This is a genomic window from Brevibacillus sp. LEMMJ03 (assembly GCF_007197875.1).
Lineage (GTDB): Bacteria > Bacillota > Bacilli > Brevibacillales > Brevibacillaceae > Brevibacillus > Brevibacillus thermoruber.
The window spans coordinates 394,511-420,818 of sequence record NZ_VKJN01000001.1 but is presented as its reverse complement, the minus strand read 5'-3'; the positions used below and the strand labels follow the sequence as shown (position 1 = coordinate 420,818).

27 protein-coding genes are annotated in these 26,308 nt (G+C 60.3%); 1 reads left to right on the top strand and 26 read right to left on the bottom strand.

Going from position 1 to position 26,308, the window contains the following annotated elements; translation table 11 throughout:
* The first annotated feature begins 297 nt into the window (after positions 1–297).
* Positions 298–1,155, top strand: coding sequence for a YitT family protein (locus FOI68_RS02090; protein WP_029099632.1), 858 nt, complete (start codon positions 298–300; stop codon positions 1,153–1,155).
* Positions 1,156–1,362: 207 nt separating this feature from the next.
* Here FOI68_RS02090 and FOI68_RS02085 read toward each other — a convergent pair whose 3' ends face one another.
* From FOI68_RS02085 to aroC, 26 genes are all read right to left on the bottom strand, one after another.
* Positions 1,363–2,043, bottom strand: coding sequence for a YqjF family protein (locus FOI68_RS02085; RefSeq protein ID WP_143862171.1), 681 nt, complete (start codon positions 2,041–2,043; stop codon positions 1,363–1,365).
* A 45-nt stretch (positions 2,044–2,088) separates the two neighbouring features.
* The gene (locus FOI68_RS02080; RefSeq protein ID WP_143862170.1) at positions 2,089–3,624 is read right to left on the bottom strand and encodes an FMN-binding glutamate synthase family protein; all 1,536 of its coding nucleotides are present in this window, start codon (positions 3,622–3,624) and stop codon (positions 2,089–2,091) included.
* 333 nt (positions 3,625–3,957) lie between these two features.
* Positions 3,958–4,767: a sporulation protein YpjB gene (locus FOI68_RS02075; RefSeq protein WP_143862169.1), complete on the bottom strand. Its 810-nt coding sequence runs from the start codon at positions 4,765–4,767 to the stop codon at positions 3,958–3,960.
* A gap of 49 nt (positions 4,768–4,816) precedes the next feature.
* Positions 4,817–5,416, bottom strand: coding sequence for a DUF1405 domain-containing protein (locus FOI68_RS02070; protein ID WP_065066311.1), 600 nt, complete (start codon positions 5,414–5,416; stop codon positions 4,817–4,819).
* A 74-nt stretch (positions 5,417–5,490) separates the two neighbouring features.
* On the bottom strand, positions 5,491–6,285 hold the full coding sequence (locus FOI68_RS02065) for a c-type cytochrome (RefSeq protein ID WP_029099629.1): 795 nt from the start codon (positions 6,283–6,285) through the stop codon (positions 5,491–5,493).
* Positions 6,286–6,314: 29 nt separating this feature from the next.
* Positions 6,315–6,986, bottom strand: coding sequence for a menaquinol-cytochrome c reductase cytochrome b subunit (gene qcrB / locus FOI68_RS02060; protein ID WP_029099628.1), 672 nt, complete (start codon positions 6,984–6,986; stop codon positions 6,315–6,317).
* Position 6,987: 1 nt separating this feature from the next.
* Positions 6,988–7,506 (bottom strand): Rieske (2Fe-2S) protein, encoded by a 519-nt coding sequence (locus FOI68_RS02055; RefSeq protein ID WP_029099627.1) that lies wholly within the window; start codon positions 7,504–7,506, stop codon positions 6,988–6,990.
* A gap of 218 nt (positions 7,507–7,724) precedes the next feature.
* A complete protein-coding gene (locus FOI68_RS02050) occupies positions 7,725–8,147 on the bottom strand; it encodes a DUF2487 family protein (RefSeq protein WP_029099626.1) in 423 nt (140 codons plus the stop codon).
* An 85-nt stretch (positions 8,148–8,232) separates the two neighbouring features.
* Complete coding sequence (locus FOI68_RS02045; RefSeq protein WP_029099625.1) at positions 8,233–8,448, bottom strand: IDEAL domain-containing protein; 216 nt, start codon at positions 8,446–8,448, stop codon at positions 8,233–8,235.
* Between the two features lie 10 nt (positions 8,449–8,458).
* The gene (locus tag FOI68_RS02040) at positions 8,459–9,571 is read right to left on the bottom strand and encodes a hypothetical protein (protein WP_029099624.1); all 1,113 of its coding nucleotides are present in this window, start codon (positions 9,569–9,571) and stop codon (positions 8,459–8,461) included.
* A 105-nt stretch (positions 9,572–9,676) separates the two neighbouring features.
* Positions 9,677–10,615 carry a tetratricopeptide repeat protein gene (locus tag FOI68_RS02035; protein WP_029099623.1) on the bottom strand — a complete coding sequence of 313 codons (939 nt, stop codon included), beginning with the start codon at positions 10,613–10,615 and terminating at the stop codon, positions 9,677–9,679.
* 106 nt (positions 10,616–10,721) lie between these two features.
* Positions 10,722–11,369 carry a zf-HC2 domain-containing protein gene (locus tag FOI68_RS02030; RefSeq protein WP_051188216.1) on the bottom strand — a complete coding sequence of 216 codons (648 nt, stop codon included), beginning with the start codon at positions 11,367–11,369 and terminating at the stop codon, positions 10,722–10,724.
* Entirely contained in the window at positions 11,366–11,956 is a 591-nt protein-coding gene (locus FOI68_RS02025; RefSeq protein WP_029099621.1) for an RNA polymerase sigma factor, read from the bottom strand. The genes FOI68_RS02030 and FOI68_RS02025 overlap by 4 nt, the downstream gene beginning before the upstream one ends.
* Positions 11,957–12,106: 150 nt before the next feature.
* The gene (locus FOI68_RS02020) at positions 12,107–13,228 is read right to left on the bottom strand and encodes an amidohydrolase family protein (RefSeq protein WP_143862168.1); all 1,122 of its coding nucleotides are present in this window, start codon (positions 13,226–13,228) and stop codon (positions 12,107–12,109) included.
* Between the two features lie 309 nt (positions 13,229–13,537).
* Positions 13,538–14,821: a 3-phosphoshikimate 1-carboxyvinyltransferase gene (aroA, locus tag FOI68_RS02015; protein ID WP_143862167.1), complete on the bottom strand. Its 1,284-nt coding sequence runs from the start codon at positions 14,819–14,821 to the stop codon at positions 13,538–13,540.
* Positions 14,822–14,924: 103 nt separating this feature from the next.
* Positions 14,925–16,025 (bottom strand): prephenate dehydrogenase, encoded by a 1,101-nt coding sequence (locus FOI68_RS02010; RefSeq protein WP_044898459.1) that lies wholly within the window; start codon positions 16,023–16,025, stop codon positions 14,925–14,927.
* A 67-nt stretch (positions 16,026–16,092) separates the two neighbouring features.
* The gene (hisC, locus tag FOI68_RS02005; protein WP_143862166.1) at positions 16,093–17,187 is read right to left on the bottom strand and encodes a histidinol-phosphate transaminase; all 1,095 of its coding nucleotides are present in this window, start codon (positions 17,185–17,187) and stop codon (positions 16,093–16,095) included.
* 34 nt (positions 17,188–17,221) lie between these two features.
* Positions 17,222–18,040 (bottom strand): tryptophan synthase subunit alpha, encoded by an 819-nt coding sequence (gene trpA / locus FOI68_RS02000; protein WP_143862165.1) that lies wholly within the window; start codon positions 18,038–18,040, stop codon positions 17,222–17,224.
* Positions 18,037–19,269: a tryptophan synthase subunit beta gene (gene trpB, locus FOI68_RS01995; protein ID WP_143862164.1), complete on the bottom strand. Its 1,233-nt coding sequence runs from the start codon at positions 19,267–19,269 to the stop codon at positions 18,037–18,039. Before trpB ends, trpA begins: the two co-directional genes overlap by 4 nt.
* The gene (locus FOI68_RS01990; RefSeq protein ID WP_143862163.1) at positions 19,232–19,900 is read right to left on the bottom strand and encodes a phosphoribosylanthranilate isomerase; all 669 of its coding nucleotides are present in this window, start codon (positions 19,898–19,900) and stop codon (positions 19,232–19,234) included. The genes trpB and FOI68_RS01990 overlap by 38 nt, the downstream gene beginning before the upstream one ends.
* On the bottom strand, positions 19,897–20,706 hold the full coding sequence (trpC, locus tag FOI68_RS01985) for an indole-3-glycerol phosphate synthase TrpC (protein ID WP_143862162.1): 810 nt from the start codon (positions 20,704–20,706) through the stop codon (positions 19,897–19,899). Before trpC ends, FOI68_RS01990 begins: the two co-directional genes overlap by 4 nt.
* Positions 20,696–21,721, bottom strand: a complete 1,026-nt coding sequence (trpD, locus tag FOI68_RS01980; RefSeq protein ID WP_143862161.1) for an anthranilate phosphoribosyltransferase — start codon at positions 21,719–21,721, stop codon at positions 20,696–20,698. The genes trpC and trpD overlap by 11 nt, the downstream gene beginning before the upstream one ends.
* Positions 21,715–23,232 carry an anthranilate synthase component I gene (gene trpE / locus FOI68_RS01975; protein ID WP_143862160.1) on the bottom strand — a complete coding sequence of 506 codons (1,518 nt, stop codon included), beginning with the start codon at positions 23,230–23,232 and terminating at the stop codon, positions 21,715–21,717. The genes trpD and trpE overlap by 7 nt, the downstream gene beginning before the upstream one ends.
* 284 nt (positions 23,233–23,516) lie before the next feature.
* A complete protein-coding gene (gene aroH, locus FOI68_RS01970; protein WP_143862159.1) occupies positions 23,517–23,888 on the bottom strand; it encodes a chorismate mutase in 372 nt (123 codons plus the stop codon).
* Positions 23,889–23,892: 4 nt separating this feature from the next.
* Positions 23,893–24,993, bottom strand: a complete 1,101-nt coding sequence (gene aroB / locus FOI68_RS01965; protein WP_143862158.1) for a 3-dehydroquinate synthase — start codon at positions 24,991–24,993, stop codon at positions 23,893–23,895.
* A complete protein-coding gene (gene aroC / locus FOI68_RS01960) occupies positions 24,993–26,153 on the bottom strand; it encodes a chorismate synthase (protein ID WP_029099608.1) in 1,161 nt (386 codons plus the stop codon). Before aroC ends, aroB begins: the two co-directional genes overlap by 1 nt.
* Positions 26,154–26,308: the final 155 nt, after the last annotated feature.

Below are 26,308 nucleotides of genomic sequence, written 5' to 3'. Positions count from 1 at the left end.
AAAATATTCGTGACTTTATCGTACCTGAAAAGCCTGCGTTTGCCAAATCTCAATACGCAGGCTGGCAGGATATGGACAATCAAATCAACATTCCATTATAATGGCAGTCGTACCTACCAACAAGCCTTCATCCGTCCGCACGGATGCGGCAAGCAGGCAGGTCCGCACGGCGTCGGCCGCACCCAACTGCGCGAGTGTCTGCCGCCGAGAGGAATCCCACAGAGGGCCTGCTGCCTCCGGCTTCCCTCGGAAGGAAGCCTTCGGACGCAGGATCACCGGCAAGAAGGGAGAACGCTTATGAAACTGCGCCTCAAGAGCATCATCGCCATCATCGTCGGATCCGCCATCATGGGATTCGGCATCAACGCCTTCAACATTCCGAACAACCTGGCCGAGGGCGGCATTACCGGCATCAGTATTCTGATCAAGCTGATGATCCCGAGCGTCGACCAGGGGATCGTCTTTTTCGTCCTGAACGTGCCGCTGTTCGTGCTCGGGTGGAAAGTGCTGGGACGCACCGCGTTTGCCTACACCATTCTCGGCACGGTCGCCCTCTCCGTCTTTCTCTCCCTGTTTGAGGGCGTGCTGCCCCTGCCGATGCACGACCGGCTGCTCGCCTCGCTGTACGCCGGCGTGGCGATCGGGGTGGGCCTCGGGATCATTTTCCGCTACGGGGGCACCACGGGTGGTGTCGACATCATCGCCCGCGTGCTGCAAAAATACATGGGCATCAGCATGGGCCGCACACTGTTTTTCGGCGACATGCTGGTGATCGGCGCGTCGCTGATCTATTTGAATCTCGAAAGCGCGATGTACACCCTGGTGGCCGTCTTCATCGCCGCCCGCGTCATTGACTTTTTTCAGGACGGCGCCTACGCCGGAAAGGCGCTCACCATCATCTCCGATCACGCCGACGCGATCGCCAAACAGATTCTGGAACTGGGTCGCGGCGTCACACTGCTGGCGGGCAAAGGAGCGTTTTCCGGCGAGGAGAAACAGGTCGTGTACGTCGTGGTCAGCCGCAACGAAGTGATGCGTTACAAAAGCATCGTGCAGGAGATCGATCCCCATGCGTTCGTGATTGTCAATGACGTGCACGAGGTGCTCGGCGAAGGGTTTACGCTGGACGAAAACAAGCAGCCCATTCACGAGTGACTGGAAGACAGCCGTCCCCACTGACAGAGCCGGTACACCTTCAGCATTGTGGAACGGAAAAAACTAGGCGGCAAGCTGGCTCCGGTACGCGATCGTGGCCAGCTTTTTCACTACGATTGAATGTGTTTTGTCGCAATCCCTTCGCACAAAAGACCGTGTCGCTCGTGCGGCCTGTTCCCGCCGTGCTTGCAGCCCGGCGACAACCTGTCATCCGAACATCCTTCTGCACCGCCAAATCCACGCTTTCACGCCCTGTGCATAATGCAGGTGCACAGGGGCCTTGGACATTTCTACTCCGTACAGGTCCGCCATCGTGTTTTCCCGGATCACCGCTTGGGCGACCTGCAGCCGCCATGGCTCATGGTAAATGTCCCCGCCGTAGATCCGCTGCGTGCGGCGGCACACACAGCAAAAACGGTAACGCTCGGTCAGCCAATGCTCAATGCTGCCCGGTCTCGCCGTGAACGGTTCGGAAGTGGGCCGGTAGATCGCGTCGAACCGCTGTGCCCCCCCTTTCCGCTCGCTCTGGAAATCGATACCCGCTGCCGTTCGTTTGATTGTCATTCCGGCAGGGTAGTACGGAAGGTGATACGTCCATGTGGCGGCACGGATGGCCACCGGATTGGACGCGTCCAGTGTCAAAAAGAATACCGCCGGTTTTCCGCCTGCGATCACGTACGTGCGCACATTGATTTCCGGAAACGGAACCGTATAGGGAATGACCGGCAGAAACCTGAGCCGGATCTCGCTCATTTCAAACGGAATGACGCCAATCCACGCCATGCCGTCAAATGTATCCACTTCCAAAGGAGGAGGAACAAACTGCCGAATCCTTTCAGCAGGAACAGGCCAATGGGCAAACAGAAGATCGTCCCATGTCTGCGTCATGATCCACGTGCCTTTGATGTCAGCCCCCTCCTCTCGCTTGTCGTGTCAAAACGTTTGGAACAGACTCAGAACACTTTGCCGCTCGTGTTCTGTCCCTCGCTCCTCTGCCGATTCCTTTCCCGGTGTCGGCGCAGCGGCGGCAGGTTCCGCTTCAGCTGACGATGCGCCGGGAACGATCTCATATGGTTGACTGACCAGCCGAACCTTCGTTACCGTGCTCGTCCATTCGTCGAGCGCTACCAGATCGTCCGCGTTCACGTCCCTCAAGGAGGTTTTTCCCAACGCACGAATGGCGATTTTCATCTCTTCTGCAAAGGATTGAAAAAAGTTCTCCAAAGACTGCGCGGCCTTCTCGATTTGAAACTCGTCCTTTTGGCTGCCCGTGTAATAGGCAAGCTGCGTGGGCGGCTCCCACGGAATGGCTTTTGTCACCTGATCATGGGTCATGGCCCACAGCAGGGCTGTTCCCATGTACACGGCGTCCGCTCCCAAGGCGAGCGCTTTCAAACATTGGCCGGGCGTAGCATATCCTCCACCTGTCAAGAGGCTGATCCGGTCTTTTACTCCCCGCTTTTTCAGATAGTGAACAGCGCGAGACAAGGCGAAAATCGTCGGCAGGCCAAAGTCGTCTTCCAAAATCGGCGGCCCTCCTTTTGTGCCGGCCTGTCCGCCGTCCAGACTGATAAAATCCACCCCGGCCTGAACTGCCGCTTCCAGGTCGGCTTCCAGCTTTCCGCTGGCACACATCTTCACGCCAATGGGGATGCCATAGGTTAGGGAGCGCAGTCTGTCGACCAGGGGCTTCAGGTCCTGCGGTTTGACGATTTCCGAATGACGGGAAGGGATGACGAGGCCCTCACCGTCCGGAACCTGCAGAAGTTCACGAGCCCTTCCCTTCAAATACTTGGGCGGGATTCTGCTCGCGGCACCGGCTGTCGCACCTTGACCGAAATGAATCTCGATCGCGTCTGCCTGCCGGAGAGTCTCCGGCTCTTTCGACCAGTGCCCGGAATTGTACTGCAGGATGTAATGGGCGGCGAGTGCCCTCTCTTCGGGCAGCAAAGGTCCTTCGCCCGAGTTCGTCGCGGTTCCGACCGCTGCCGTTCCTTTGGCGATCGCGATTTTTACTTTCTCGGATACCCCGATGCCGTAGCCCATTGCGCCGGCCATCAGGGGGATGTTCAGGATCAGCGGCCGTTGGGCAAGCGGGCCGATTGTGATCATCATGTCGACGGGAGCATTTTCCGGTGCGGGAAGCGTGGCAAGCTGAGCGGGAGAAAAAACCAGGCCGTCAAAGTCCAGAAACTTGCGCGGACTGCCGAACGGCCGCTCGATTATGCCGCCGCTGGATGCCCGCAGACTGTTTTCCACGACGATCCTGGGGCTTGTTCTCGTGAGCGCCGACACCATCTCCCAGATGTTTTCCGGGTAACGGTCAGCCATCAGCCGTTTCGTAAAGCGCCCGATCCCCCATTTGATCAATGGCCGGGCAAACACGATGGCGATCAGACCCGCACAGAGAATGGCCAGGAATGCCCCGGCGAACGACCCGGCGAGAAAGGAAACCCACTTGATGGTCATGACAACCTCCTTGCCCTCTTTTCATCCCTCATTATTTCGATCTTGCGCGCTGCCTATGCGTCTGTCGCAGGAAAGCCCCGGTTGGGAGCAAAAACAGACGGCCGTCCGCTGGTGGTACACGTCTCTTCCCCTTCCGATCCGGCTCCCCATTGCAGCCGCATCCCTCATCCTCCACCGCCGTACCATACACCGATTCTGCAGGTGTGTCCTTCTCCTAAAATGAACAGAGAGCTTCTACGCACAAGGTAGAAGCTCTCTGTCTGTAAAGGGGCCCTGCAGGGAAACGGAAGGTTCTCCCGTCGGACGAATATGTTCCGGTACGCCTCCGCACAGTCAGGCAGAGTGCATCTGCCCCCGGTATTTTTTCCAGGCCACATACGCCAGCGTCAGCAGCACCGCTCCGACAATCGCCACAAACACCGGAAACGGCGAAGCCGGATGGATCAACAGGGCGATGGCGCTCTGATCCTTTCCGATGAACGCGGACTGCATCGTGCCGTTCAGATCGCGCAGGGCGTTCCGAACCATCTGCCACTCGATCCGGCTGCGGCGCAGCTCTTTGGAGATGAGATCGTACGCGGCGTCGATCTGCTTGATCTGCTCTTCCCGCAGATGGATGCTCATCGCCGGTTTGATCGCCAGATACAGGCGGGTGTTTTCGTCAAATTGCTGGCGAAACTGGTCAAAATTCCGCTCCACCGCCGACTCCATCAGATTTTGCATCTGGGTGGCATAGGAAACGTAGTAGCTCCGCCACATCGGCTGATGATCATGGGTAAGCGCGTCGATGGCGATCCTCACGCGGGTCGCGTGCCACAGCAGTTGATCGCTCGTGCTGGACATGGCGAAACTGTTTTTCGCCGCCAGGATCGACTGCGTCACGGCGTTCAGACTGTCGATCCGCAGCGAGACGGGCAGGCGCTGCTGGGGAAAGCGTTCCGCCAGCAGCCGAATCTTCTCCTGCGCCTCCTCCAGCTCCCCTTTTTTCGTATGGGTTAACAGTTCTTGCGCTATGTGATCCAACGCGGCCAACTGTTTTTCTTCGGCCGGACGGTCAAGCCTGTTGATCAACGTATGGATGGGCCAGGCCAGCATCAGCCCGATGATCAGGAAGAACAGCAGAAACCGGATGTTTTTTTTCAAAGCAAAAACCCTCCTTCCCCTAGTACAGACTATGGAAAGGAGGACAAGATTAGACCTTGTTTCTGCTGAACCGCGCGTTGGTGAACCAGATCACCGCAATGGAAATCAGGCTGAGCAGAACCGTGCAGAGACCGACGATTCCCTCATACGGATCAAGCACGGCAGGCAGCCACGGATGGATGGCCATGACGTAATCGAGGAAATCGTTATTCAACGTCCACAGTGCAGCGATTCCCACCGGCAGCCAGCTCAGCTTGAAAAATCGGGCATACAGCACCGATTCGGCCGCCATGCCTGCATGGGAGATCATAAGCATGATATCCGTCCCGCTTACCTCGTCACCCAAGAGCCATCCGGCCACGATGATGCCTACCGCCCATACGCCGTATTTAAAATTGGTGATGCCGGCCAGAGCTTCCAGCACCGGGATGTGCCGTCCCATCAAGTAGGTAAACAGCACGATGGTAAATAGTCCGCTCCCCGTCGGACTGTCCGGAACAAACGGCCGCAAGTACCCCGGGGTAGCTGCCAGTTGATTGCTGTACCAGACAAAGCCGTAGATGGTTCCCAGCAAGTTGACGACGAACAGGGTCCAGAGAAACCACCTTTTCCCCAAAGACTGCCAGAACCACTCCCATAACCAGCTCATGAACATCGTCTCCCGCTATGTGCGCCGTTAAAGAAAAAGCTGACCGAACGTCAGTCAGCTTTTCTTGTATGGGCTTATTTCAACGTTGCCATGTACTCAGCCAATTTCTTGATTTCCGCTTCATCCTTGATCAGGCCGCCCGGCATTGCCGGCGGTTTCCCGTTCTTGATGATTTCGGCAATCTGGTTCGCGTCATACTTGCTGCCGATCTTCTGCAGATTCGGCCCCATGCCGCCTTCCATGTTCTTGCCGTGGCAGCCCATGCAGCCCGTTTGAGCCGTCCACAGTGCATCGGCCTTGAAGCTCGGATCAGCCGGCGCCGGAGCGGCCGCGTTGGACCCGCCTCCACTGCCGCTTCCGCCGTGATTGGACGCGTGGTTCAGGGAGTGCTCATGGTCTGCTGCCCACGTCAGGTAGAAAATCGATACCAGCGCAGTCATCATCAGACCGGTTGCCACCGGACGGCGGGACGGACGGCGTTCTTTGCCGGTATCCAGCCACGGAGCCAGCAGCAGCGCTCCAAATGCGATACCCGGAATGATGACGGTGCCCAGGACTACCCAGTCACCTGCTGCCCACGGATACTTGAGCATCTGATACAGGAACAGGAAGTACCAGTCCGGCAGCGGAACGAACGACGTATCGTTCGGGTTCGCCTTGTCGGTCAGCGGCGACGGGTGAGAGACTGTCAGCACCAGAAACCCGACCAGACAGACGGCTGCCACCATCCACTCTTTCAACAGGAAGTTCGGCCAGAACGGCTCCGTTTTTCCCGGAAAGTCGGAGTACGACGGGGCAATGTTCGGAATGCGCTTCGCCGGTATCCGGGAGTCTCCGACGAAGGTAGCATCTTTGTCATGTTTCGCCATGCTATTTCCTCCTTAAAATCGAAGACTCATCATAGTGGACCCGAGATACCTTGCGCGCGAATCATGATGAAGTGTGCTCCCAACAGACCCAAGAGGGCTCCCGGCAGGAAGAACACGTGAATCGCAAAGAAGCGGGACAGGGTTTGCGCCCCTACGATGTCGCCGCCGGTCAGCAGGGTCTTGGCGTACGGACCGATCAGCGGCACGGAGTTCGCGATCTCCAGACCTACCTTGGTCGCGAAGTACGCCGTGTTGTCCCACGGCAGCAGGTAACCGGTGAAACCGAGGCCGAGCATGACGAAGAAAATCAGCACGCCCACTACCCAGTTCATTTCACGCGGTTTTTTGTACGAACCGGTAAAGAACACGCGCAGCGTGTGCAGAAACATCATCACGATGACCAGGCTGGCCCCCCAGTGGTGCATGCCGCGGACGATCACCCCGAATGCCACTTCGTTCTGCAGGTACTTGACCGATTCATACGCATTGATAATGTCCGGTACATAGTACATGGTCAGGAACATACCGGACAGGATTTGGATGACTGTAATAAAGAACGTAAGGCCACCAAAGCAATACACAAACGCGGAAAAATGGTGCGCCGGGTTTACGTGCTCTGGCACTTCGTGGTCGGCCAAATCGCGCCACATCGGGGTGATGTTCAGGCGCTCATCAACCCAGTCATACATTTTTTGCAACATCTTAGCCACTCACCCCCGGACGAGGATTTGGTTTCAGTTTGCCCAGATAGAGCTTGCCGTCCTTCACTTCCGTCTCGTATTCATCGAGGGATGCTGTCGGCGGAGTTCCCAGAATGTGCGCACCTTCCTTGTCGTAACGTCCCAGGTGGCACGGACAGAAATACTGGTTCGGGTGATCCGGGCTCGTGTTCCAGTCCACTGTACAGCCCAAGTGCTTACAGATCGGGGACAGTGCGAGGATCTCGCCCTTCTCATTCTTGGTCACCCACGCAGCCAGCGTCGACTCGGACTCATACCAACCGTCCTTGGTATGTACCTTGAAATCCACACGCTTCGGCTCGGGACCGAACTCGTCCACGCTGCCGACAGCCACTTTATCTGTACCCGCATGGCCTTTCAGCAAGGGGTCGACTGCAAAACGAATCATTGGTGTGATCATTCCCGCAGCGAGGAATCCGCCCGTTCCCATGAGTGCGTAGTTGAGAAACGTACGTCTGGAAATTTCCCGTTTGTCGCCCATGTCTTTTTCCCTCCTTACTCTGTAGAATAGCGCAACAATGGCGATTTCCATACATATACACTAGGTCAATCCCAATCATAGCTAACGCCTATAGAGATGTCAAGAATATCCGGGGGACGCGCCCGGCACCAACCTCGTCTGATTGAGAGATTGTTGCCATTTTGTCAAATATGGCAACTCTCCCCTGATTGATATAGTATTTCCTGAAATATCTCCGTCTATTGACGGTCGCCGTGCTGCCAGAGACGAATAATTTCCCGGCTGAGGACATCGACGGTCACCTCAAAGCGGAGCGCGGAATCCAGGTCTTCATCCCCCACTGTCAGCCTCAACAGTCTGCCTTCATCCACGCGCGCATCCAGCCGCTCCCCGCTGAACTGCAGCAGGACGTAGTGGGCAAACCCGGCCGGCAGCCGTTGGGCAAGCGGCTCGTCGCCGATCTGGTAACAGATCGGGAACATCAGCACCCGGCCCTTCAAACGCTGTTCGATCGAGGCGGCCACCTGCACCAGATAACTCATCCGCTGCACGTGCTCGTTCACCGGCTTCTCCGGCCGGTACAAATAAAGAGGGAGCAGCGCGGTATCCACGTAGGTCCGCAGCTCCTCCCAATTCTCCAGTTCTTGAACGTTCCACTGCATAAGGCGTCTCCTCTTTCCATTAACATCTGGAAACTAGCGTACCACGAAGAGGAGGAGACAGGCAATCGTCATGTCCCGCCCGGAATTACGATTGTTCGTAGGCCATGATCTCGCGCAGTTCGTCGGTCAGGCGCATGAACCGCTCCTTGTTTTTCATCGCCAGCGCTTCGTCGATCTCCTGGTACAGGGTGCGCTTGCGGTACAGGCGCACCTGCTCGTCAATCACCATTTCCGACAACAGCCCCGACACCAGTTGGTTGTTTGTCCCGTACGCATTGGAATAGAAATTTGGCCACTCCATGATACATCCCTCACTTCAGCAGAATAGTCGTTTCGGTAAAGCCATTGTATTTGCGAAGCCATGTCTGGCTGGCATACGTCCCGGCGTACAGCCACTGACCGCTTTCGTCCTGCCCGACACGGAGCAGTCCCAGATGGACCATCATTTTTAGAACGCGGTTGGTCAAAATGTTGACCGCATCATCGTAGTAAAACGGCCTGATCCAGGAAAGCAGCCGGTCCGAAAGCGCGTCCTGGCTGACCCATCCTCCCGCCCCCAGCAGGGGAATCAGTTGGACCAGCATCGGCAGATTGGGGACCGCCCGCTTGTACAGCCGCATCCAGAAGCGGATCAGATCGTGGTGCAGGTGATCGTCATACGGCTGTTTCAGCCGTTCTTCCCCCGCTTCCGTCAGCATCACCCGTCCCGGCGACTCCTCGATCCATTTCTGGTAGTAGCAGAAGTCGTAGAGCAGCGAAAACCGGTCCGGGTACAGGTCGAAGTGAAGCCCGTAGCCGAAGCGCCATTTCTGCGGCGGGAGCGGCTCTTCCTTGACGTGCAGAAACTGAAACAGCTGCTGCTGGTACCGCTTGTACATGGCGCCGTCCGCGGTCAGCGGCACAGGCTCCTGCTGCAGGAATTGTAAAAATTGCATGATATCGTCGCAGAGTGCAGTTCCTTCGTCGCGGTAGGCCGCCGGTTCCGCTGCCGTGACGGTGTCCCGCCATTTGTCCAGCCACGCCTGCAGGTACGGTTCCCGCATGTCCAGGGGAATCTGGTACTGGCCGGCCGTCCTGCTTTTCGCCGGAAAGATCCAGCCGCGCCGCATCGCGTCGGCGATAAATTTGCGCGCTTCTTCCGCCTTCCGCTCCTTGTGCGCATCCAGTGCCAAGCCGGCCTTGGCCAGCAGATCTTCCAGCGACAGCACCGTGCGCTTGTCGAGAAAGAGCAGGAGGAAAAAATGGACTTCTTCCAGGGAAAGCTGCTCCACTTCCCGGGCGATGGTCTGCCGGTACCGCAAATTGGCGAGAAGCGACGTGATCAGTTCATTCTTGGAGTGAGGGTTGCATTCGCAGCCGTAGTAATCGGCGATTTGATGGAGCTGCCGGATATCGGTGTAGACCAAGATCTCAGCCAAGTTCATCTGCGCATCCCTTCTTTGCGAGGGTTTTTCTTACCCTTCATTCTTGCCAAATTGCGGCAAAATAAACAGGAAGCCGCCAGCGCGGCTTCCTGTCAGGGCAGTTTGCTATTCGTCGTCCACATTCCATTCGTCGTGCAGCTTTTGGTATTCCTTGGCTTCTTCATATCGGCCCGCTTGCGTCAAGAGGGCGATCAGGCGGCGAATGTGGTCCAGGTCAAACCCGGACAGCGCCACGTATTGCTTCAGCGCATCGATCGCCTTTTCCGTCCGGCCGAGCGAGAGGTAGATGTCAGCCGCAAGCGGATAGGAGGCGACGTATTCCTCGTCGATCGCCTGCAGGCTGGCCACCAGCTCCGCCGCTTCCTCCAGCCTGCCGAGGTGAAACGCCATCAGCGCGCAGCCGTACAGCACCTCCTCCGAGCGCTCCAGGGCCAACGCCTGGCGATACACCTGATAGGCCTGTTCAAACTGCCCGTTTTGGGCGAGCGAGCGTCCCTTGGCCATGAGCAGCGGCAGGCTCTCCTCCCCGGCCTGCTCCAGGAGCTTCAGCGCCTCCGCGTCGCGTCCCACCCGGAAGTACATGTCGCCCAGCGCGGCGAGGATGTCGGGATCGTCCGGCTCCTTCTGGCGGGCCTGTTCCAGGTACTTGACCGCCACTTCGTCGAGGTCCTGCATGGCGTAAAGATCGGCCAGCAGCAGGTCCAGCCGGATGTGTTCAAACCCCGATTCCTTCAATTCGTACAGCAGGTGCTGCGCGGTCTCAAAATCGCTCAGGTCCAGCGCGATTTCCGCCAGCAGCATCTGGCATTCGCGCCGCTGCGGCGCCTCCAGCTCGGGATGTTCCCGCAAAATGTCGGAGAGCAGGCTGGAGGCCTGTTCGAGATGGCCGAGGCGGTACCACACTTCCGCCAGGTACATCATTACCTCCGGCAAATCCTTGCCGTGCTCCTGCACCTTTTGCAGCGCTTTGAGCCCCAGTTCCACCTCGTCGTTTTCAATCCGTTTGATCGCTTCGTCTATGACGTACAGCCATTTGTCTGTCATCGTCCTCACCTCGTATGTATGGTTGCTCTTGTCGTGCGAAAGAGCCGCAAAAGACCGTCCGAAGACGGTCTTTTTCCGTATGTTCCTTCTATAAGATCATATACCATTATGCCCGTGTCAGCCAACTCATGGAGAGGACGGTGACCAAAATGCCAAACACGCTGAGCATGATCCCGTAGTTGGGTTTGGCCGGGTCGGTCGGCTCATGATCGCCGTTGAACGGGACGATCGAGGCGGTCCCCTTCACCAGTGGCTTTTCGTCAGATACCAACGGCTGCGGTTCCACGACGTAGGTGCCGTCCGCCGTCTGCATGGAGGACGTGATGACCTGCGCCTTTTTCCCCATCGCCACCACTTCCCCGTCGATCATCAGGGAGTTGGCCTGCTCCGTACTGCTCGTATTGACGTACAGCGTAAACGAACAGAGCATCAGCAGGATAATCGCGGCACACGCGCCCACGCGACGCATGCGGGCCGTCACGGTAAACACTTTTCTCCCGATCGGAATCGCCCACTTCTCTTCCGAAAGAATCCGGGCCATCACGGCATCGACGATCGACTTGGAAGGCGCGACCGCGTGGTACTGCTCCCTGTCCGACTTCATCCAGTCGCCGCTGTCTTTCCACAGCGCGTAGTCGGCGTCGCAGGCGCGGCAGCTCGTCAAGTGGTTGTCAATCCGCCGGCGCGTCACTTCGGACAGCAGGCCGTCGGCGTAATCCGGCATCAATTCCTGTACTTCTTCACATTTCATCATCGATTCATCCCTTCAGCTTCATCCAAATGAGGGTCCAGGATGTAGGCTTCCAACTGTGCTCTAATGCTCTGCCGCGCGCGAAACAACAGGGATTTCACCGAACTCACCGTCAAATCCAGAATGGTGGCGATCTCGTTGTAATCCATCTGCTCGTATTCCCTCAGGATCAAGGCCGAGCGCTGCTTTTCCGGCAGGTTGTTGATGGCCTGTCTGACCAGGTGCTCCCGTTCGTTGCGCAGCAGGACCTGCTCCGGCAGGCGCTCGTACGACGCAAGCGGCACTTGCGGGTTATCCTCGAGGTATACGTCCGAATTCCGGCTTTTGCGCAGCTCGCTCAGCACGGTATTGCGGGCAATGGTGTAGAGCCAGGTAGAAAAGGTCGCTTCTACATCGCGGAACGAGTGAATGCTTTTATACGCCTTGTAAAACGTCTCCTGACAGATATCCTCCGCCATGTGCTCCAGATGGGCCTGGCGCAGCAAGTGGGTGACAAATGCAAGAATCTTTTTTTCGTATCGCCGGATCAGTTCGGCATAGCATTCCAGGTTGCCTTCTTTTATTTCGCGGATAAGCTGGGAATCGGTCATGTGCAGGATTACCTCCTATTGCGATTCCGATCCCTCAGCGGCCTTTGTTACATTAGACTGCCGGGGATGTAAAAAGTTGCGCTGCCTAGGCGATTCTTTTTCCTCGCCTGGCGGCCGGAATCCTCTACGAAAAAACCCCCAGATTTGGGGTTATATGACATAATTATAAGGCTTGATGTCGAGGAGGCATCGTCCCATTCCTATGGTCGAAGCAAAGCACTGGTTGCGGTACAACCACTTTCCTTTTGACATGACAGATGTTGGCAGAAGAAAATCACTAAGGTTGAGAATAGTGGAAAGAACAAATTTTGTCAACCAGTGTTCCTTTTTCAGGAAAAGAATGTCGGCATCAGCCCCGGGAATGATGCAGCCTTTGCGCGGATACAGACCTGCGGCCTTGGCGGCGTTTGTCGAAGCGACGCGAACGAGCAGGCACAGCAGCGATTCCGGGTCCCATTCCCTCCGGCGCAGGTTGACCTGCACCTCGTCCAGCGCGGCGATGACCGGCAGCGAACGGAACCAGTGGCCGGCGAGATGGCGCAGCGCCCGTTCACAATCCTCGCCGCGGAGACGGAAGACATGGTAGTACGGATCGAATTCCTCAAAGGTAAGCGACGCCTCTCCATCCACCCACGTGCGGATCTGCCAGCAGCGGCACAGCGAGAGCCACTGCCGATGCAGGCGGAGACGCTCCTCACCATTCAGTCCCGCTTCCTTCGGCACCCGCAACTGCAGCATCACCTTGTATGACGTCAGCAGGGGCGAAATCGTTTCCCAATCCATCCGAAAAAGTTCTTCGGGCCGGCGCACGACGACCCGAAGCAGCCGGTATCCCTCGCTGCACCACCTGCGCACCGTCTCGCCGTTCAGCCGCGAAGCCGGCAGTTCCACCTGCCACGTGTAATCGATCAGATTGTTGAAGTGCATCGCCGTCTGATAGCGCACCTGCGGATGATCCATCCACGCTTCCGGCTGGAGCGTGTCCACCAGACAGGTATATCCCTGCCGGATGAGCAGGCGGATCGCGTCGAGGTACTCGGGCAGCCGCCTGATCCGCCCGTGCGGCCGTTCCGGCATGGCGACAAAGCCGGGCAGCAGGTACATCCCGGACGCGTCGATCTCGTTGGGACGGGCCGTTCCCTTCGCTTCTCTCGGCAAGCTGTCTTTTGCGATCCGGCGAATTGTCCCTCCGGAAATCCAGACGTCCGCTTCGACGATTCCGTATGACGTCACGACGCTTCCTCCACGAATCACGACCTCTTCCTGCCGCACGGCTCGTCCCTCCCCCGACCGCACTTGGCGGCTTGTTTCAGTACGAGCTTATGCGCGGAAAGCGAAAAAAGAACAAAAAAGACCGCCGTTGATGTAAGCGCATTCAAACGGCGGTAGCACTATGCGTGCAGAAATATATTGGATAGGAGTGGAGAGAAACCATACTGTACCCTTATTATAACGCAATGTAAGCGCTTGTCAAATCTTTTTTTCAACATTCTTATTTCGTCTCAGGCGGGAATGCGGCGAAAAAAGGAAAAAGCGATGAAAAAAACCCGCGCGCGGCGGGTTTCTTCTGCTCTGCTCTGCTTACGGTTTGCTGATGTGCGCCAATATGTCGGCAAAGCCAGGGAAGGAGACGTTGATGGCCTCGTCATTCTCAATCACCGTTTCGCCCGCCGCCGCCAGACCGGCGATCGCCATCGCCATGCCGATGCGGTGGTCGCCCATGCTGTCGATCGTCGCGCCGGTGAGCGGCGTCGCCCCCTCCACGATCAGACCGTCCGGCGTGGGCGTTACCTTTGCCCCAAACCTGGACAGTTGGCTGGCGACGGTGGCGATCCGGTCCGTCTCTTTTACGCGCAGCTCCTCGGCGTCGCGAATCACGGTACGGCCGCTGGCCTGCGTGGCCATGACGGCGATGACGGGGATTTCATCGATCAGACGCGGAATGATCTCGCCGCCGATCTCGATGCCGCGAAGCTCGGCATGGGTGACGAGCAGGTCGGCTACCGGCTCTTCGTTTACGACCCGTTCGTTCTGCAGCTCGATGCGGCCGCCCATGGCGCGGACCACATCGATGATCCCCGTGCGGCTGGGGTTGATGCCCACATTCTCGATCAAGAGGGAACTGCCCGGCACCATCATCACGGCCGCGATCAGAAACGCCGCGGACGAGATGTCGCCCGGCACGCGGATCGCCCTGCCCTTCAAGGTTTGGCCGCCCTCGACGGATACGGTCAGACCGTCGCGGACCACCTTCACGCCAAACGCCTGCAGCATGCGTTCCGTATGGTCGCGGGAGAGCTGAGGCTCCGTCACGCTGGTGACGCCTTTGGCCTGCAGGCCGGCCAGAAGGATCGCCGATTTCACCTGGGCGCTGGCAACCGGCGACTGGTACGAGATGCCCTGCAGGTCGCCGCCGCGAATGGACAGCGGGGTGTACTCGCCGTCTTTGCGGCCGTCAATTTTGGCCCCCATCTGGCGCAGCGGCCCGATGACGCGCCGCATCGGCCGCTTGGCGATCGACTCGTCCCCCTCCATGACGGCGTGAAACGGCTGCGTTGCCAAGATCCCCGCCATGAGCCGGATGGTCGTGCCGGAGTTGCCCACGTCCAGGTGCTGCGACGGTTCCTGCAGGCCGTACCATCCTTTCCCGTGGACGGTCACGCGATCCCCTTCCTGCTCGATGTCCACGCCCATCCTGCGAAAGCAGTCGATCGTGCTCAGGCAGTCAGCCCCCGGCAGAAAGCCTTCGATCGTGGTGGTTCCCTCCGCCAGCGCGCCAAACATGACGGCGCGGTGCGAAATCGACTTGTCTCCGGGCACCCGGACTGTCCCTTCTATCCGTTTTGCTGGTTGTACGCGAAGCACGGTTCCACTCCCCTTTTTTCTCTGTTACGTCAGTCGTTGCAAAACGTTGGCTGCAGTCGCGCGTCAAAGCGTCTACGCCCCAAAGTACGACGGCACGGCCGGTCTACTCGCGCCTGTATACATTGTAATCGAAATAGCGCAGGAGTTCTTCTCCCTTTTCCAGTTCCGCCAGGGAGCGGAAGGTGATCCGCAGCACGCCCAGCATGTCTTCCCGGGTCTCCCTGATTTGAATGTTGGTGATGTTGATCTGCTTGGCGCCAAGCAGGGTGGTGATCCGGCCGATCTCTCCCGGATGGTCGGGAATGTCGATGTACAGGTCGTACAGCGGCGGCAGCGCCCCTTTTTTCCGCTCCGGCAGTCCGTCGCGGAAATCACGCGCCGACTTGAAAAACTGCTCGATGCCGTCGGCGTCTCCCTCGCGGACCAATGTCATTACGCCGTCCAGCGCCTTGGTCCAGTCATCGGCGATCTTCAGCAAGTGCTCGCGGTTGTTCAGGAGCACATCCCGCCACATGCGCGGATTGCTGGAAGCGATGCGGGTGATGTCGCGAAACCCTCCGGCCGCCAGCCGGTGGTGCCAGGGATTTTCGTCGTCGTACCCGGCCACCAGATTGACCAGGGCGGACGCCAGGATATGCGGAAAATGGCTGACCGCTCCCACTACCTGGTCGTGTTCGTCCGGGTCCATCCGCACCACCTTGGCACGGGTCAGCGCCAGCAGCTTCTCGAGCCGCTCCACCTGCTCCTCCGGTGTCCCCGGCGCGGGCGTCAGAACGTAGTACGCATTTTCAAACAGGCGGTCCGAAGCCGCTTCCACGCCCGACTTGTGCGAGCCGGCCATCGGGTGGCCGCCGATAAACGTCACATTGGACGGGATATGCGCCTCGGCGTACCGGACAACGCCCGATTTGGTGCTGCCCACGTCCGTGACGATGACGCCGGGCTTCAGGTCCAGATCGCGCAGGCGGTCCAGCGTGGCGTAAATCTGTTCCACCGGCACGGCGAGAAAAATCACGTCCGCTTCCCGCACGGCCTCCTGCAGGTCGGTGGTGCCCGCATGAAGGACGCCGAGCGTCATCGCCCTGTCCAGATAATCCTGCCGGACGTCGAAGCCGATGATCCGGTTGTGCGGATCCTCCCGCAGGGCAAGCGCGATCGAACCGCCGATCAACCCGACGCCGATTACTGTGATGGTCGTTTTCATCTCCACTGTCTATCCTCTCTGTATACGTGTAGACAAAGATGCCGGACGGACGCCGGCATCTTCTTCGTTATTTCAACGCGCCGGCCACGATGCTGCCAAGCGCCTGCAGAACCTTTTCGTTTTGTTCCGCCGAGCCGACCGTGATCCGCTGATACCCGGGGAATCCGAGCGCCCGGCCGGAGCGCACGATGATCCCCTGCTCCAGCAGTCTGCGGAAGACCTCGTCGGAGTCCTGCTGCAGATCGACCAGGACAAAGTTGGTCTGGGTCGGGAAATACGACAGTCCCCACTCGTCAAAGCGGTCGGTCAACTGCTTCAAGCCTTCCCGGTTGCGCTTGCGGCATTCTTCCACGAACGCCTGGTCCTTCAGCGCGGCGCGGGCGGCTGCCTGAGCCAGCGTGCTGGTGTTGAACGGTTCGCGCACGTGGTCGAGGTGGCCGACGATCTCTTCTGACGCGATGCCGTATCCGATGCGGAGCGCCGCCAGGCCGTAGATTTTGGAGAACGTGCGCAGGACGATCAGGTTGGGGTATTGCTTCAGCATCGGCACGGTTTGCGGATACGCCGGATCCACCACGTACTCGTAATAGGCCTCGTCCAGCACCACCAGGACGTCTTTCGGGACTTTTTGCAAAAACGCCTCCAGCTCGTCACGCGTAACGATCGTCCCGGAAGGGTTGTTGGGGTTGCACACCCAGACGACGCGCGTCTGTCCGTTGATCGCGGCCGCCATCGCTTCCAGGTCGTGCACGCCGTTTTTCAGCGGCACCTCGATCAGCTCCGCGCCCTCGATGATGGCATTGGCGCGGTACTGCGAAAAGGTGGGCGTCGCCATCACGGTGTTGGTGCCCTCCTCCAGATAGGCGCGGGCGATCATCTGCACCACTTCGTCCGAACCGTTGCCAAAAATCAACTGCTCCGGCTTGACGCCGAGAAACTCGGCCAGCTCCCAACGAAGCTGCAGACTGGCGCCGTCCGGATAGATGGCCAGCGTATCCAGTTGGGCGGCAATCGCTTCTTTCGCCTTGGGCGAGCAGCCGAACGGGTTCTCGTTGGACGCCAGCTTGATCACTTCCGTCAGGCCGAATTCTCGTTTCACATCGTCGATCGGCTTCCCGGGCTGGTACACCGGGGCGCCGAGAATGCGCTGCTTCGGTAGCATCTGCGTCTCACTCCAGTCAAGTCACGTTTTCCCCTTATTGTAGCGCACCGGCCAACTGTTGTACAAACGTTTTTATTTTTGTGACACCCTGCGCCATTTGTTCGGGATCGGACAGCAGCTCCAGGTGCCGCTCCATCTCCTGCACGATCGCGCTGCCGACGATTACCCCATCCGTGTGCTGTGCCACCGCCCGCACCTGCTCCGGCGTAGAGATGCCGAACCCGACCGCGGTCGGCGCGGAGGTGCTCGCCTTGACCCGCTTCAAAAACTGGGCGAGATCTTCACGCAGGCTTGCGCGGGCGCCGGTCACGCCGAGCGACGACACGCAGTACAGGAATCCGGTCGCCTGCGCGCCAATCGTCCGGATGCGGGATTCCGATGTGGGGGCCACCAGGGAGATGACGTGCACCCCGTGCGCTTGGGCAGCCGCTACCGCCGGCCCGTTTTCCTCCACCGGCAGGTCGGGAATGACGATGCCGTCCGCGCCTTTTTCCGCCAGCGCGGTAAAAAAGCGCTCCACGCCGTACTGCAGCACCGGATTGTAGTAGGAGAAAAGCACGATCGGCACCTGCATCCCCGATGCTCGCAGGCTGGCGACCAGTTCCAGGGCGTCGTCGATGGTCACGCCGTTGGCCAGCGCCCGTTGGGAGGCGCGCTGAATGGTAGGGCCATCCGCCAGCGGGTCCGAATAGGGAATCCCCAGCTCCAGCAGGTCGGCTCCCGCTTCCACCAGCGCGTGGGCAATCTGAAACGTCGCGTCGAGGTGAGGGTCGCCAACCGTGATGAACGGGATGAAACGCTTGCGGCTGCGGTCGGCAAACAGCCGGTCGATTCGATTCGCGAGCGCTGTCATTGTGCGTCTCCCCCTCTCCGTTCGTCGTCCAGCGCGGCCTGGATCGTCGCCACGTCTTTGTCTCCGCGGCCCGACAGACAGATGACCAGGACTTGATCCGCTCCCATCTGCGGCGCCCGTTTGACCGCCTCGGCCACGGCGTGGGCGCTCTCCAGAGCCGGGATGATCCCCTCGGTCCGGCAGAGCAGTTGAACCGCCTCCAGCGCCTCCCGGTCCGTGACGGATGTGTACTGCACCCGTCCGGTTTCCTTCAGGTAGGCATGCTCGGGTCCCACGCCCGGGTAATCCAGCCCGGCCGAGATGGAGTGCGCTTCCTGCACCTGCCCGTACTGATCCTGCAAGAGATACGTCATCGCGCCGTGAATCACGCCGGGCCGTCCGAGGGAAAGCGTCGCCGCGTGCTTGTCGGTATCCACGCCCTGTCCGGCCGCCTCCACGCCGCGCAGGGCAACGGTCTCGTCCTGCAGGAACGGGTAAAACATGCCGATCGCGTTGCTGCCTCCGCCCACGCAGGCGATCACTTCATCGGGAAGGCGGCCCACCTGCTCCAGGATCTGGCTGCGCGTTTCTTCGCCGATGATTTTCTGGAACTCCCGCACCATGTAGGGATACGGATGGGGGCCCACGACCGAGCCGATCACGTAAAACGTCTCATCCACATGGGAGACCCAGTAGCGGATCGCTTCGTTGGTCGCGTCTTTCAGCGTGCGGGAACCGGAGACGGCGGGGATCACCTCCGCTCCGAGCAGCTTCATGCGAAACACGTTCAGCGCCTGCCGCTTGATGTCCTCTTCGCCCATGAACACCTTGCAGGACAGCCCCAGTTTGGCCGCTACCGTGGCGCTGGCCACACCGTGCTGCCCCGCCCCGGTCTCGGCGATGATGGACGTCTTGCCCATCCGCTTGGCCAGGAGTCCCTGCCCCAGCGCGTTGTTCAGCTTGTGGGCCCCGGTGTGGTTGAGGTCCTCCCGCTTCAGGTAGATGCGCGCGCCTCCCAGCGCTTCCGTCAGTTTGTCGGCGTAGGTCAGAGGCGTCGGCCGTCCGGCGTATTCGCGCAGCAGCTGCCCCAGCTCGGCGCGAAACGACGGATCGCGCCGTGCTTCCGCAAACGCCTGTTCCAATTCCGCCAGGGCGCTCATCAGCGTCTCCGGCACAAACTTGCCGCCAAATGGTCCAAAGCGTCCGTGCTCGTCAGGCACGATACGCGTTTCCTTCTGCGATACGGTCATGTTCCCTCACCCTCTCCACGAATTGCCTGATTTTCTCCGCATCTTTTTCTCCGTCGCTCTCCACGCCGCTGGACACGTCGATGATCGCGGGCCGGAATCCGCCCACCAGCTCGGCCACGTTGTCCGCGTTGATGCCGCCTGCGATGATGCAGGGGGCGGGAGCCGTCCACTCCCGCAGCAGGAGAATCTGCTCCCAGGAAAAGCGTTTGCCCGTGCCGCCCGCCTGCCGGGGATCGTAGGTGTCAAACAGAAACGCGTCGGCTGCTCCCCGGTACGCGTTTACGACATTCGCCAGCGGCTCGCCGCTCCCGACCGCCAGCGCCTTCCAGACCGGCAGGGAAAACCGCTGCCGCACGCTTTCGCAAAAGGCGGGCGATTCCTGCCCGTGCAGTTGAATCACGGCAAGGGGCACATGGGCCAGCACGTGCTCCAGCTCCGCTTCCGTCGGGTTGACAAACACCCCGACCGCCGGCGGATGATCCGGTACGGACGCGAGCAGCGCCCCTGCCGTCTGCGCATCCACCCGCCGCCTGCTTTCGGCAAAGACCAGTCCCACGTAGTCAACATCCAGCCGGGCCAGCAGGTGGAGGGTTTCCTCCCGCTTGACGCCGCAAATCTTGATCCGTGTCACGACCGCACCTGCGGGCTGGCGCCTTCCCGCTCTCCCACCAGCCGGATCACGGCTTCGGCCACATCCTCGTGCCGCATGAAGTGTTCCCCGACCAAAATCGCCCGCGCGCCCGCCTGCCGCACGCGCTCCACGTCCGCCGGGGAAGAAATGCCGCTTTCGCTGACGATGAGGACACCGGGCGGAATCTCCGCCGCCACCTCGTGGGTCACCGCCAGGTCTGTCCGAAACGTCCGCAGGTCGCGGTTGTTGATGCCGATCAGCGCCGGTGTCACATGGCGGAACACCATCTCCAGCTCACGCCTGTCGTGCACTTCGATCAACACGTCCATGCCGAGCGCTTCCGCCGTCTGCGACAGCTCACGAAGCTGCTCCCCCTCCAGAATCGCGGCGATGAGCAGGATGCAGTCGGCGCCGCACGCCCTGGCTTCGGCGATTTGCCATTCGTCGATGAGAAAATCCTTGCGCAGCAGGGGCTGGTCGACCGCCGCGCGGATGTTCCGCAGATACTCGGTCTTTCCTTGAAAAAACGGTTCGTCCGTCAGAACGGAGATGCACTCCGCACCGGCCGCCGCGTAGGCCCGTGCGATTGCCTCCGGGTCAAAGTCAGGCCGGATCACGCCTTTGGACGGCGAAGCCTTTTTTACTTCCGCGATGACGCTGACGGGGCGTGCGCTGTCCGCCAGCGCCGAGCGAAACCCGCGCGGGGCGGGCATGCCTTTCGCCTCGTCCAGCAGCGTCTGCAGGGTCGTGGAAGCGTGCAGCCGGGACACCTCTTCCCTTTTGGCGTCGACGATCTTACGAAGCATGAATCATCCCTCCCGCCACCTGCCGGATTTGTTCCAGTTTGCGCAGGACCGCGCCGTCGTCGATCAGCTCCGCGGCGCGGATCACGCCTGCCTCTATGCTGATTGCGCGATCCGCCAGGTACAGGATGGCGCCCGCGTTAAGCAGGACGATGTCGCGGGCGGCTCCCCGCTTGCCGGCGAACACTTCGCGGATGATCGTCGCGTTTTCATACGCGTCGCCGCCTCGCAGTTCCTCCATCGGATACCGCCTCAAGCCGAACTGTTCCGGCTCGATCTCGTACGTGCGGATCACGCCGTCGCGCAGCTCGGCGATGCGGCTCGGCCCCGTCACGGTCAATTCGTCAAGGCCGTCAGCCCCGGCCACCACCAGGGCCCGTTCCACGTCCAGTTCGCGCAGGACTGCCGCCACGGCGGGGAGAAGCTGCCCGTCGTACACGCCCAGGAGCTGCCGCTTGGCCCCCGCCGGATTGGTCAGCGGTCCCAACAGGTTGAACACGGTCCGCACCGCCAGTTCCTTGCGCGGGCCGGCCGCGTGCTTCATCGCCTGATGGTAGAGCGGCGCGAACAGGAAGCACAGGTTGGTCACCCGCAGGCAGTCGGCCGCCGCTTCCGGCGTCAGCGTGATCGGAATGCCCAGCGCCTCCAGCACGTCCGCGCTGCCGCTCTTGCTGGAGACCGCCCGGTTGCCGTGTTTCGCGATGCAGACGCCGTCGCTGGCCGCCACGATGGCGGCTGCGGTGGAGATGTTGAACGTCTGGGCGCCGTCCCCGCCCGTGCCGCACGTGTCCACCAGGCCCGGCAGTTCCAGCGGGAACCGGACCGCCCGCTCCCGCATCGCCTGAACGAAGCCGATAATCTCCTCCACCTGTTCCCCCTTCAGCCGCAGTCCGGCGAGAAAGGCGCCGATCTGGGCGGGGGTGGCCCTGCCGTCCATGATTTCGCCCATCGCCTGGCGGGCGGTCAGACGGTCCAGATCACGTCCGCGCAATATGTGTTCCAACGCTGTTGTCAGCATGGCTGTTCCTCCTTTGGGGCAAACAACTGCTCCGCCTTCTCCAGAGCGGAGAGCATGGCTGCCGCTTTGTTCACCGTTTCCTGATACTCGTTGGCCGGGACAGAGTCGGCGACGATGCCGGCGCCCGCCTGCACGTAGGCGTATCCGTTCTGGAACAGGAGGGTGCGGATCGTAATGCAGGTCTCCAGCGTCCCGTCAAAGCCGAAATACCCGATCGCCCCGGCGTACAGATGGCGCGCGTCCGCCTCCAGCTCGGCGATGATTTCCATCGCTCTCAGCTTGGGCGCGCCGGACACCGTTCCCGCCGGGAAGGCGGAGAGCAGCGCGTCGAACGGATCCAGCCCTTCGCGCAGCTCTCCCGTCACATGGGAGACCATGTGCATGACGTGGGAGTAATGCTCGATCACCAGCGCTTCCTCCACGCGGACGCTGCCGTACCGGGCGACGCGTCCCACGTCGTTGCGCCCCAGGTCAAGCAGCATGTAGTGCTCCGCCCGCTCCTTGGGATCGGCCAGGAGGTCGGCGGCCAGGGTCTCGTCTTCTTCCGCCGTGCGCCCTCGCCTGCGTGTGCCGGCGATCGGCCGCATTTCCACCCGATTGTTTTCGACCCGAACCAGCAGCTCGGGCGACGTTCCGACGACCGTCTCGCCGTCGTACTGCAGGTAGTACATGTACGGCGAAGGGTTCAGTGTGCGCAGCAGCCGGTAGACGGCAAACGGGTCGACGTCCGTGCGCACGCGGAAACGCTGGGAGAGCACCACTTGAAAGATGTCGCCGGCCGCGATGTACGACTTGGCCCGTTCCACCATCCGTTCGTACTGCTCCCGGCTCATGTTGGGCTCGAGTTTCAGCCCGCCTTGCGCGCCGGCGCCGACAGGAATCCGGCTGCCTTCCGTCTCGGCCGGAGCGGTCACCTGCGCGGCAAGCTGCTCCAGCCGGCTGCAGACCTGTTCGTACTTGCGGGCGATCGACTCCGGCGAATCGGCTGCGTCGACGTGCAGATTCACCATCACCTGGATCTCCTGCTTGAGATGGTCAAACGCGATCAGCTCATCGACAAACCAAAAGCGCATGTCCGGCACATCCAGGCTTTCCTGCCGGTGGTACGGCAGATTTTCGAAGTAATGCAGGGTGTTGTAACCGAAGAATCCCACGGTACCGCCGCACAATCGGGGCGCCCCCTGCAGTTTGGGACTGGTGAAGCGGGCCGTCTCTTCGCGTAAAAAGTGAACGGGATTGCCGCAGAACGTCAGCGTCTCCCCGCCGCGGCGGCGGACGGTGATCTGCTGCCCGCGCGCCTCCACGGTTTGAAACGGATTCATTCCGATGAACGAGTATCGGGCCCAGCGCGTTCCGCCTTCCACGCTCTCCAGGAGAAACGAATCGCGCGTGCGAATTTTCTGGTAGATTCGGATCGGCGTCTCCTCATCTGCCAGCAGGGTCATGCGTACGGGAATCAGGGAATAGTCGGCCGAAAGGGATTGGACCTCGGCCAGGGTAGGGGAATACATCTCTTCTCTCACCTCTCGTCGCGGGGCGCCCTACACGCGTGGAAAACCGCTCCAAGCGCGGCACCCGCCCGTTTGTCAGGTGAAGAGATAGGGGGAGAAAAAGAAAAATCCAGGAAGAGTCCTGGATTGGTCTGTGCTGGTCCATCCGGCTCGCTCTTCTCTCCTCTGCCTAACTCTTCTCAACTCTGCTCTGCTCACTCTCAACTCTCAGCCGGTATCATTGAATTACCGGTAAAACGAGGCGTCCTCGTTTCACTTTATGGTAAAAGAGAACGCCCACATTGTCAACCGCGATTTGCCAAATCGGGACGAAGTTTGACGGCATCGCGCATGAACACATGATGTATTTCCGACGCCGCCTTGTCCGTGTTGACGTGCATCATCACGCGGATACAGCGGGGCAGACTGCCCGGCACGGGAATTTCCCTGGCGCACATGAGCGGCACGTACTGCCATCCGTCCAGGAGACGCGCCGCCTGCGCCGGAAATGTCGCCTTGATGTCCTCCGTCGTGGTGATGAGAATGCTGGCGATGTCGTCAGCCCGTACGCCGTTTCGGCTGACCATCTCCTCCAGCAGCAGCTTGGTGGCGGAAACGATCTCATCCTGCGTGTCGTTCTCGATCGTGATCGCTCCCCTGATTCCTCGCACTCCCATTTCTCTAAGCCCCCGCTTCTTCTTTCATCGCTGTCAATATCTCCTGTTCATCCACGTCCTTGACCAGTTCCACCTGCCCGATGGCCCGCGGCAGCACCAAGGCCAGCTTGCCGCCGACGGCTTTTTTGTCCCGCTTCATGACGTCCAGCACGGCTTCCGGCTCCAGGCCGTTTGGCCAGGCGGTGGGCAGGCGGAAGAGGCGAAGCAGCCGTTCCGTCCGCGCGGAAACGCCCGCTTGGGCAAAGCCGATGCTCTCGGCCACCTTTGCGGCCAGGCACATGCCAATGGAGATCGCCTCCCCGTGGTTCAACACGGCGTATTCGCACAGCGCTTCGAACGCGTGGCCGAAGGTGTGCCCCAGGTTGAGCAGGGCGCGCTGTCCCTGCTCCGTCTCGTCAGCCGAGACGATCGCCGCTTTGATCGCACATCCCCGGCGAATGGCGCGGCCCACCCATTCAGCATCAAGCTGCCACAGGCGCTCCGCATGCTCCTCCAGCCAGTCGACGAACGACTCGTCGGCGATCAGTCCGTGCTTGATCACCTCGGCAAAACCGGCCGCCACTTCCCGCTCAGGCAGCGTGCGCAGCGCGGCCGTATCGTACAGCACCAGCCGCGGCTGGTGAAAGGCGCCGATCAGATTTTTGCCCAGCGGATGGTTGATTCCCACCTTGCCGCCCACCGAGCTGTCGTGCGCCAACAGCGTGGTCGGTACCTGCACAAAGGCGATGCCCCGCATGTAGGTGGCGGCGGCAAAGCCGGCCAAGTCGCCAACCACGCCGCCTCCCAGGGCGAGGATGGCCGATTTGCGGTCAAGCCCCGCCTCGATGGCCCGGGTCATCACCTGTTCGTAAACCGCCAGGCTTTTGGACTGCTCTCCCGGGGGAATCACGCAGTCCGCCACGCGATAGCCCGCCGTCTCCAGCGCCTGCTTCAGCGGCTGCAGATAGCGCGGAGCTACGTTCTCATCGGATATGACAAACAGCCGGCTCGCCGGGGAAATGCCCGCATCCTGCAACAGGGCCGCCACCTGCCGCATGACACCGTCGCCGATTACAATCGGATACGTGCGCTCCCCCAACTCCACGTAAAGGGTTTCGACCGCCATCAGAACCGCTCCGTGTACGCGCGATACTGGCGCACGTTTTCCAGCATGTCGTCCATCGAGTCGGACGGGAATTTTTCGCACATGGCGCGAGCGATTTCCCAGGCGACCACCGCTTCGGCCACGACGCTGGCGGCAGGAACAGCGCAGCTGTCCGAACGTTCGATGCTGGCGGAAAACGGCTCCTTGGTGTCGATGTCCACGCTCATCAACGGTTTGTACAGCGTCGGAATCGGCTTCATCACGCCGCGCACGACGATCGGCATGCCTGTCGTCATGCCGCCTTCCAGACCGCCGGCGTTGTTTGTCTTGCGGCTGTATCCGGTGTCCTGGCTCCACACGATCTCGTCATGCACCTGGGAACCGGGCAGGCCCGCCGCGGCGAAGCCAATCCCGATCTCCACTCCTTTGAACGCCTGGATGCTCATGATCGCCTGGGCCAGCCGACCGTCCAGCTTGCGGTCCCACTGGACGTGGCTGCCCAGCCCGATCGGTACGCCTTCCACGATCACTTCGACGATGCCGCCGAGCGAATCGCCGTCCTGTTTGGCCTGGTCGATCGCCGCCATCATGCGCGGCTCCGCTTCCTTGTCCAGACATCGCACGGGGGATTCCTCGGAACGGGCGATCAGTTCGTCCAGCGTAACGTCCTGCCGCTTGGCCACCACATCGCCGATCTGCAGCACGTGACCGCCGATCCGGATGCCAAAAGCGGCCAATAGCTGCCGGGCAACAGCCCCGACTGCGACCCGGATGGCCGTTTCCCGCGCACTGGAACGTTCCAGAATATTTCGCATATCCCGTTGATGGTACTTGATCGCGCCGTTGAGATCGGCATGACCCGGACGGGGACGGGAGACGCGCCGCTTCTCTTCCGCTCCTTCCACCGGCTCGGCGCTCATGATTCCCTGCCAGTGCGTCCAGTCCTTGTTTTCCACGACCAGCGTGATCGGCGCGCCCGTCGTGTATCCGTGCCGAACCCCGGAGAGCACCTTCACCTGGTCTTTTTCAATCTGCATCCGCCGGCCGCGCCCGTGTCCCTTTTGCCGTCTCGCCAACTGCTCGTTGACCGCTTCGACGGAAAAGGGCAGGTTGCTCGGAACGCCTTCAATAATGGCGGTGAGCTGCGGTCCGTGAGATTCCCCTGCTGTCAAGTATCGCATCTCTCGCTTCCTCCATCCTCAGGCAGCATTCCCCTCCTCTGACGCGGGGTGCTGTCCTTTATCACTTTTAAGCGTTATAATATCATACCTGTCAGTCCGTGCAAATACAAAAGTGACAAACTGTCCGTACGCTCTGCGCAGACAGGCAAAACGCT

Coding starts and splice junctions, on each gene's coding strand:
- FOI68_RS02090 (WP_029099632.1), top strand. CDS start 298: ATGAAACTGCGCCTCAAGAGCATCATCGCCATCATCGTCGGATCCGCC.
- FOI68_RS02085 (WP_143862171.1), bottom strand. CDS start 2,043: ATGACGCAGACATGGGACGATCTTCTGTTTGCCCATTGGCCTGTTCCT.
- FOI68_RS02080 (WP_143862170.1), bottom strand. CDS start 3,624: ATGACCATCAAGTGGGTTTCCTTTCTCGCCGGGTCGTTCGCCGGGGCA.
- FOI68_RS02070 (WP_065066311.1), bottom strand. CDS start 5,416: ATGAGCTGGTTATGGGAGTGGTTCTGGCAGTCTTTGGGGAAAAGGTGG.
- FOI68_RS02065 (WP_029099629.1), bottom strand. CDS start 6,285: ATGGCGAAACATGACAAAGATGCTACCTTCGTCGGAGACTCCCGGATA.
- qcrB (WP_029099628.1), bottom strand. CDS start 6,986: ATGTTGCAAAAAATGTATGACTGGGTTGATGAGCGCCTGAACATCACC.
- FOI68_RS02055 (WP_029099627.1), bottom strand. CDS start 7,506: ATGGGCGACAAACGGGAAATTTCCAGACGTACGTTTCTCAACTACGCA.
- FOI68_RS02050 (WP_029099626.1), bottom strand. CDS start 8,147: ATGCAGTGGAACGTTCAAGAACTGGAGAATTGGGAGGAGCTGCGGACC.
- FOI68_RS02045 (WP_029099625.1), bottom strand. CDS start 8,448: ATGGAGTGGCCAAATTTCTATTCCAATGCGTACGGGACAAACAACCAA.
- FOI68_RS02040 (WP_029099624.1), bottom strand. CDS start 9,571: ATGAACTTGGCTGAGATCTTGGTCTACACCGATATCCGGCAGCTCCAT.
- FOI68_RS02035 (WP_029099623.1), bottom strand. CDS start 10,615: ATGACAGACAAATGGCTGTACGTCATAGACGAAGCGATCAAACGGATT.
- FOI68_RS02030 (WP_051188216.1), bottom strand. CDS start 11,369: ATGATGAAATGTGAAGAAGTACAGGAATTGATGCCGGATTACGCCGAC.
- FOI68_RS02025 (WP_029099621.1), bottom strand. CDS start 11,956: ATGACCGATTCCCAGCTTATCCGCGAAATAAAAGAAGGCAACCTGGAA.
- FOI68_RS02010 (WP_044898459.1), bottom strand. CDS start 16,025: ATGAAAACGACCATCACAGTAATCGGCGTCGGGTTGATCGGCGGTTCG.
- hisC (WP_143862166.1), bottom strand. CDS start 17,187: ATGCTACCGAAGCAGCGCATTCTCGGCGCCCCGGTGTACCAGCCCGGG.
- trpA (WP_143862165.1), bottom strand. CDS start 18,040: ATGACAGCGCTCGCGAATCGAATCGACCGGCTGTTTGCCGACCGCAGC.
- trpB (WP_143862164.1), bottom strand. CDS start 19,269: ATGACCGTATCGCAGAAGGAAACGCGTATCGTGCCTGACGAGCACGGA.
- trpC (WP_143862162.1), bottom strand. CDS start 20,706: ATGCTTCGTAAGATCGTCGACGCCAAAAGGGAAGAGGTGTCCCGGCTG.
- trpD (WP_143862161.1), bottom strand. CDS start 21,721: ATGCTGACAACAGCGTTGGAACACATATTGCGCGGACGTGATCTGGAC.
- trpE (WP_143862160.1), bottom strand. CDS start 23,232: ATGTATTCCCCTACCCTGGCCGAGGTCCAATCCCTTTCGGCCGACTAT.
- aroH (WP_143862159.1), bottom strand. CDS start 23,888: ATGGGAGTGCGAGGAATCAGGGGAGCGATCACGATCGAGAACGACACG.
- aroB (WP_143862158.1), bottom strand. CDS start 24,993: ATGGCGGTCGAAACCCTTTACGTGGAGTTGGGGGAGCGCACGTATCCG.
- aroC (WP_029099608.1), bottom strand. CDS start 26,153: ATGCGATACTTGACAGCAGGGGAATCTCACGGACCGCAGCTCACCGCC.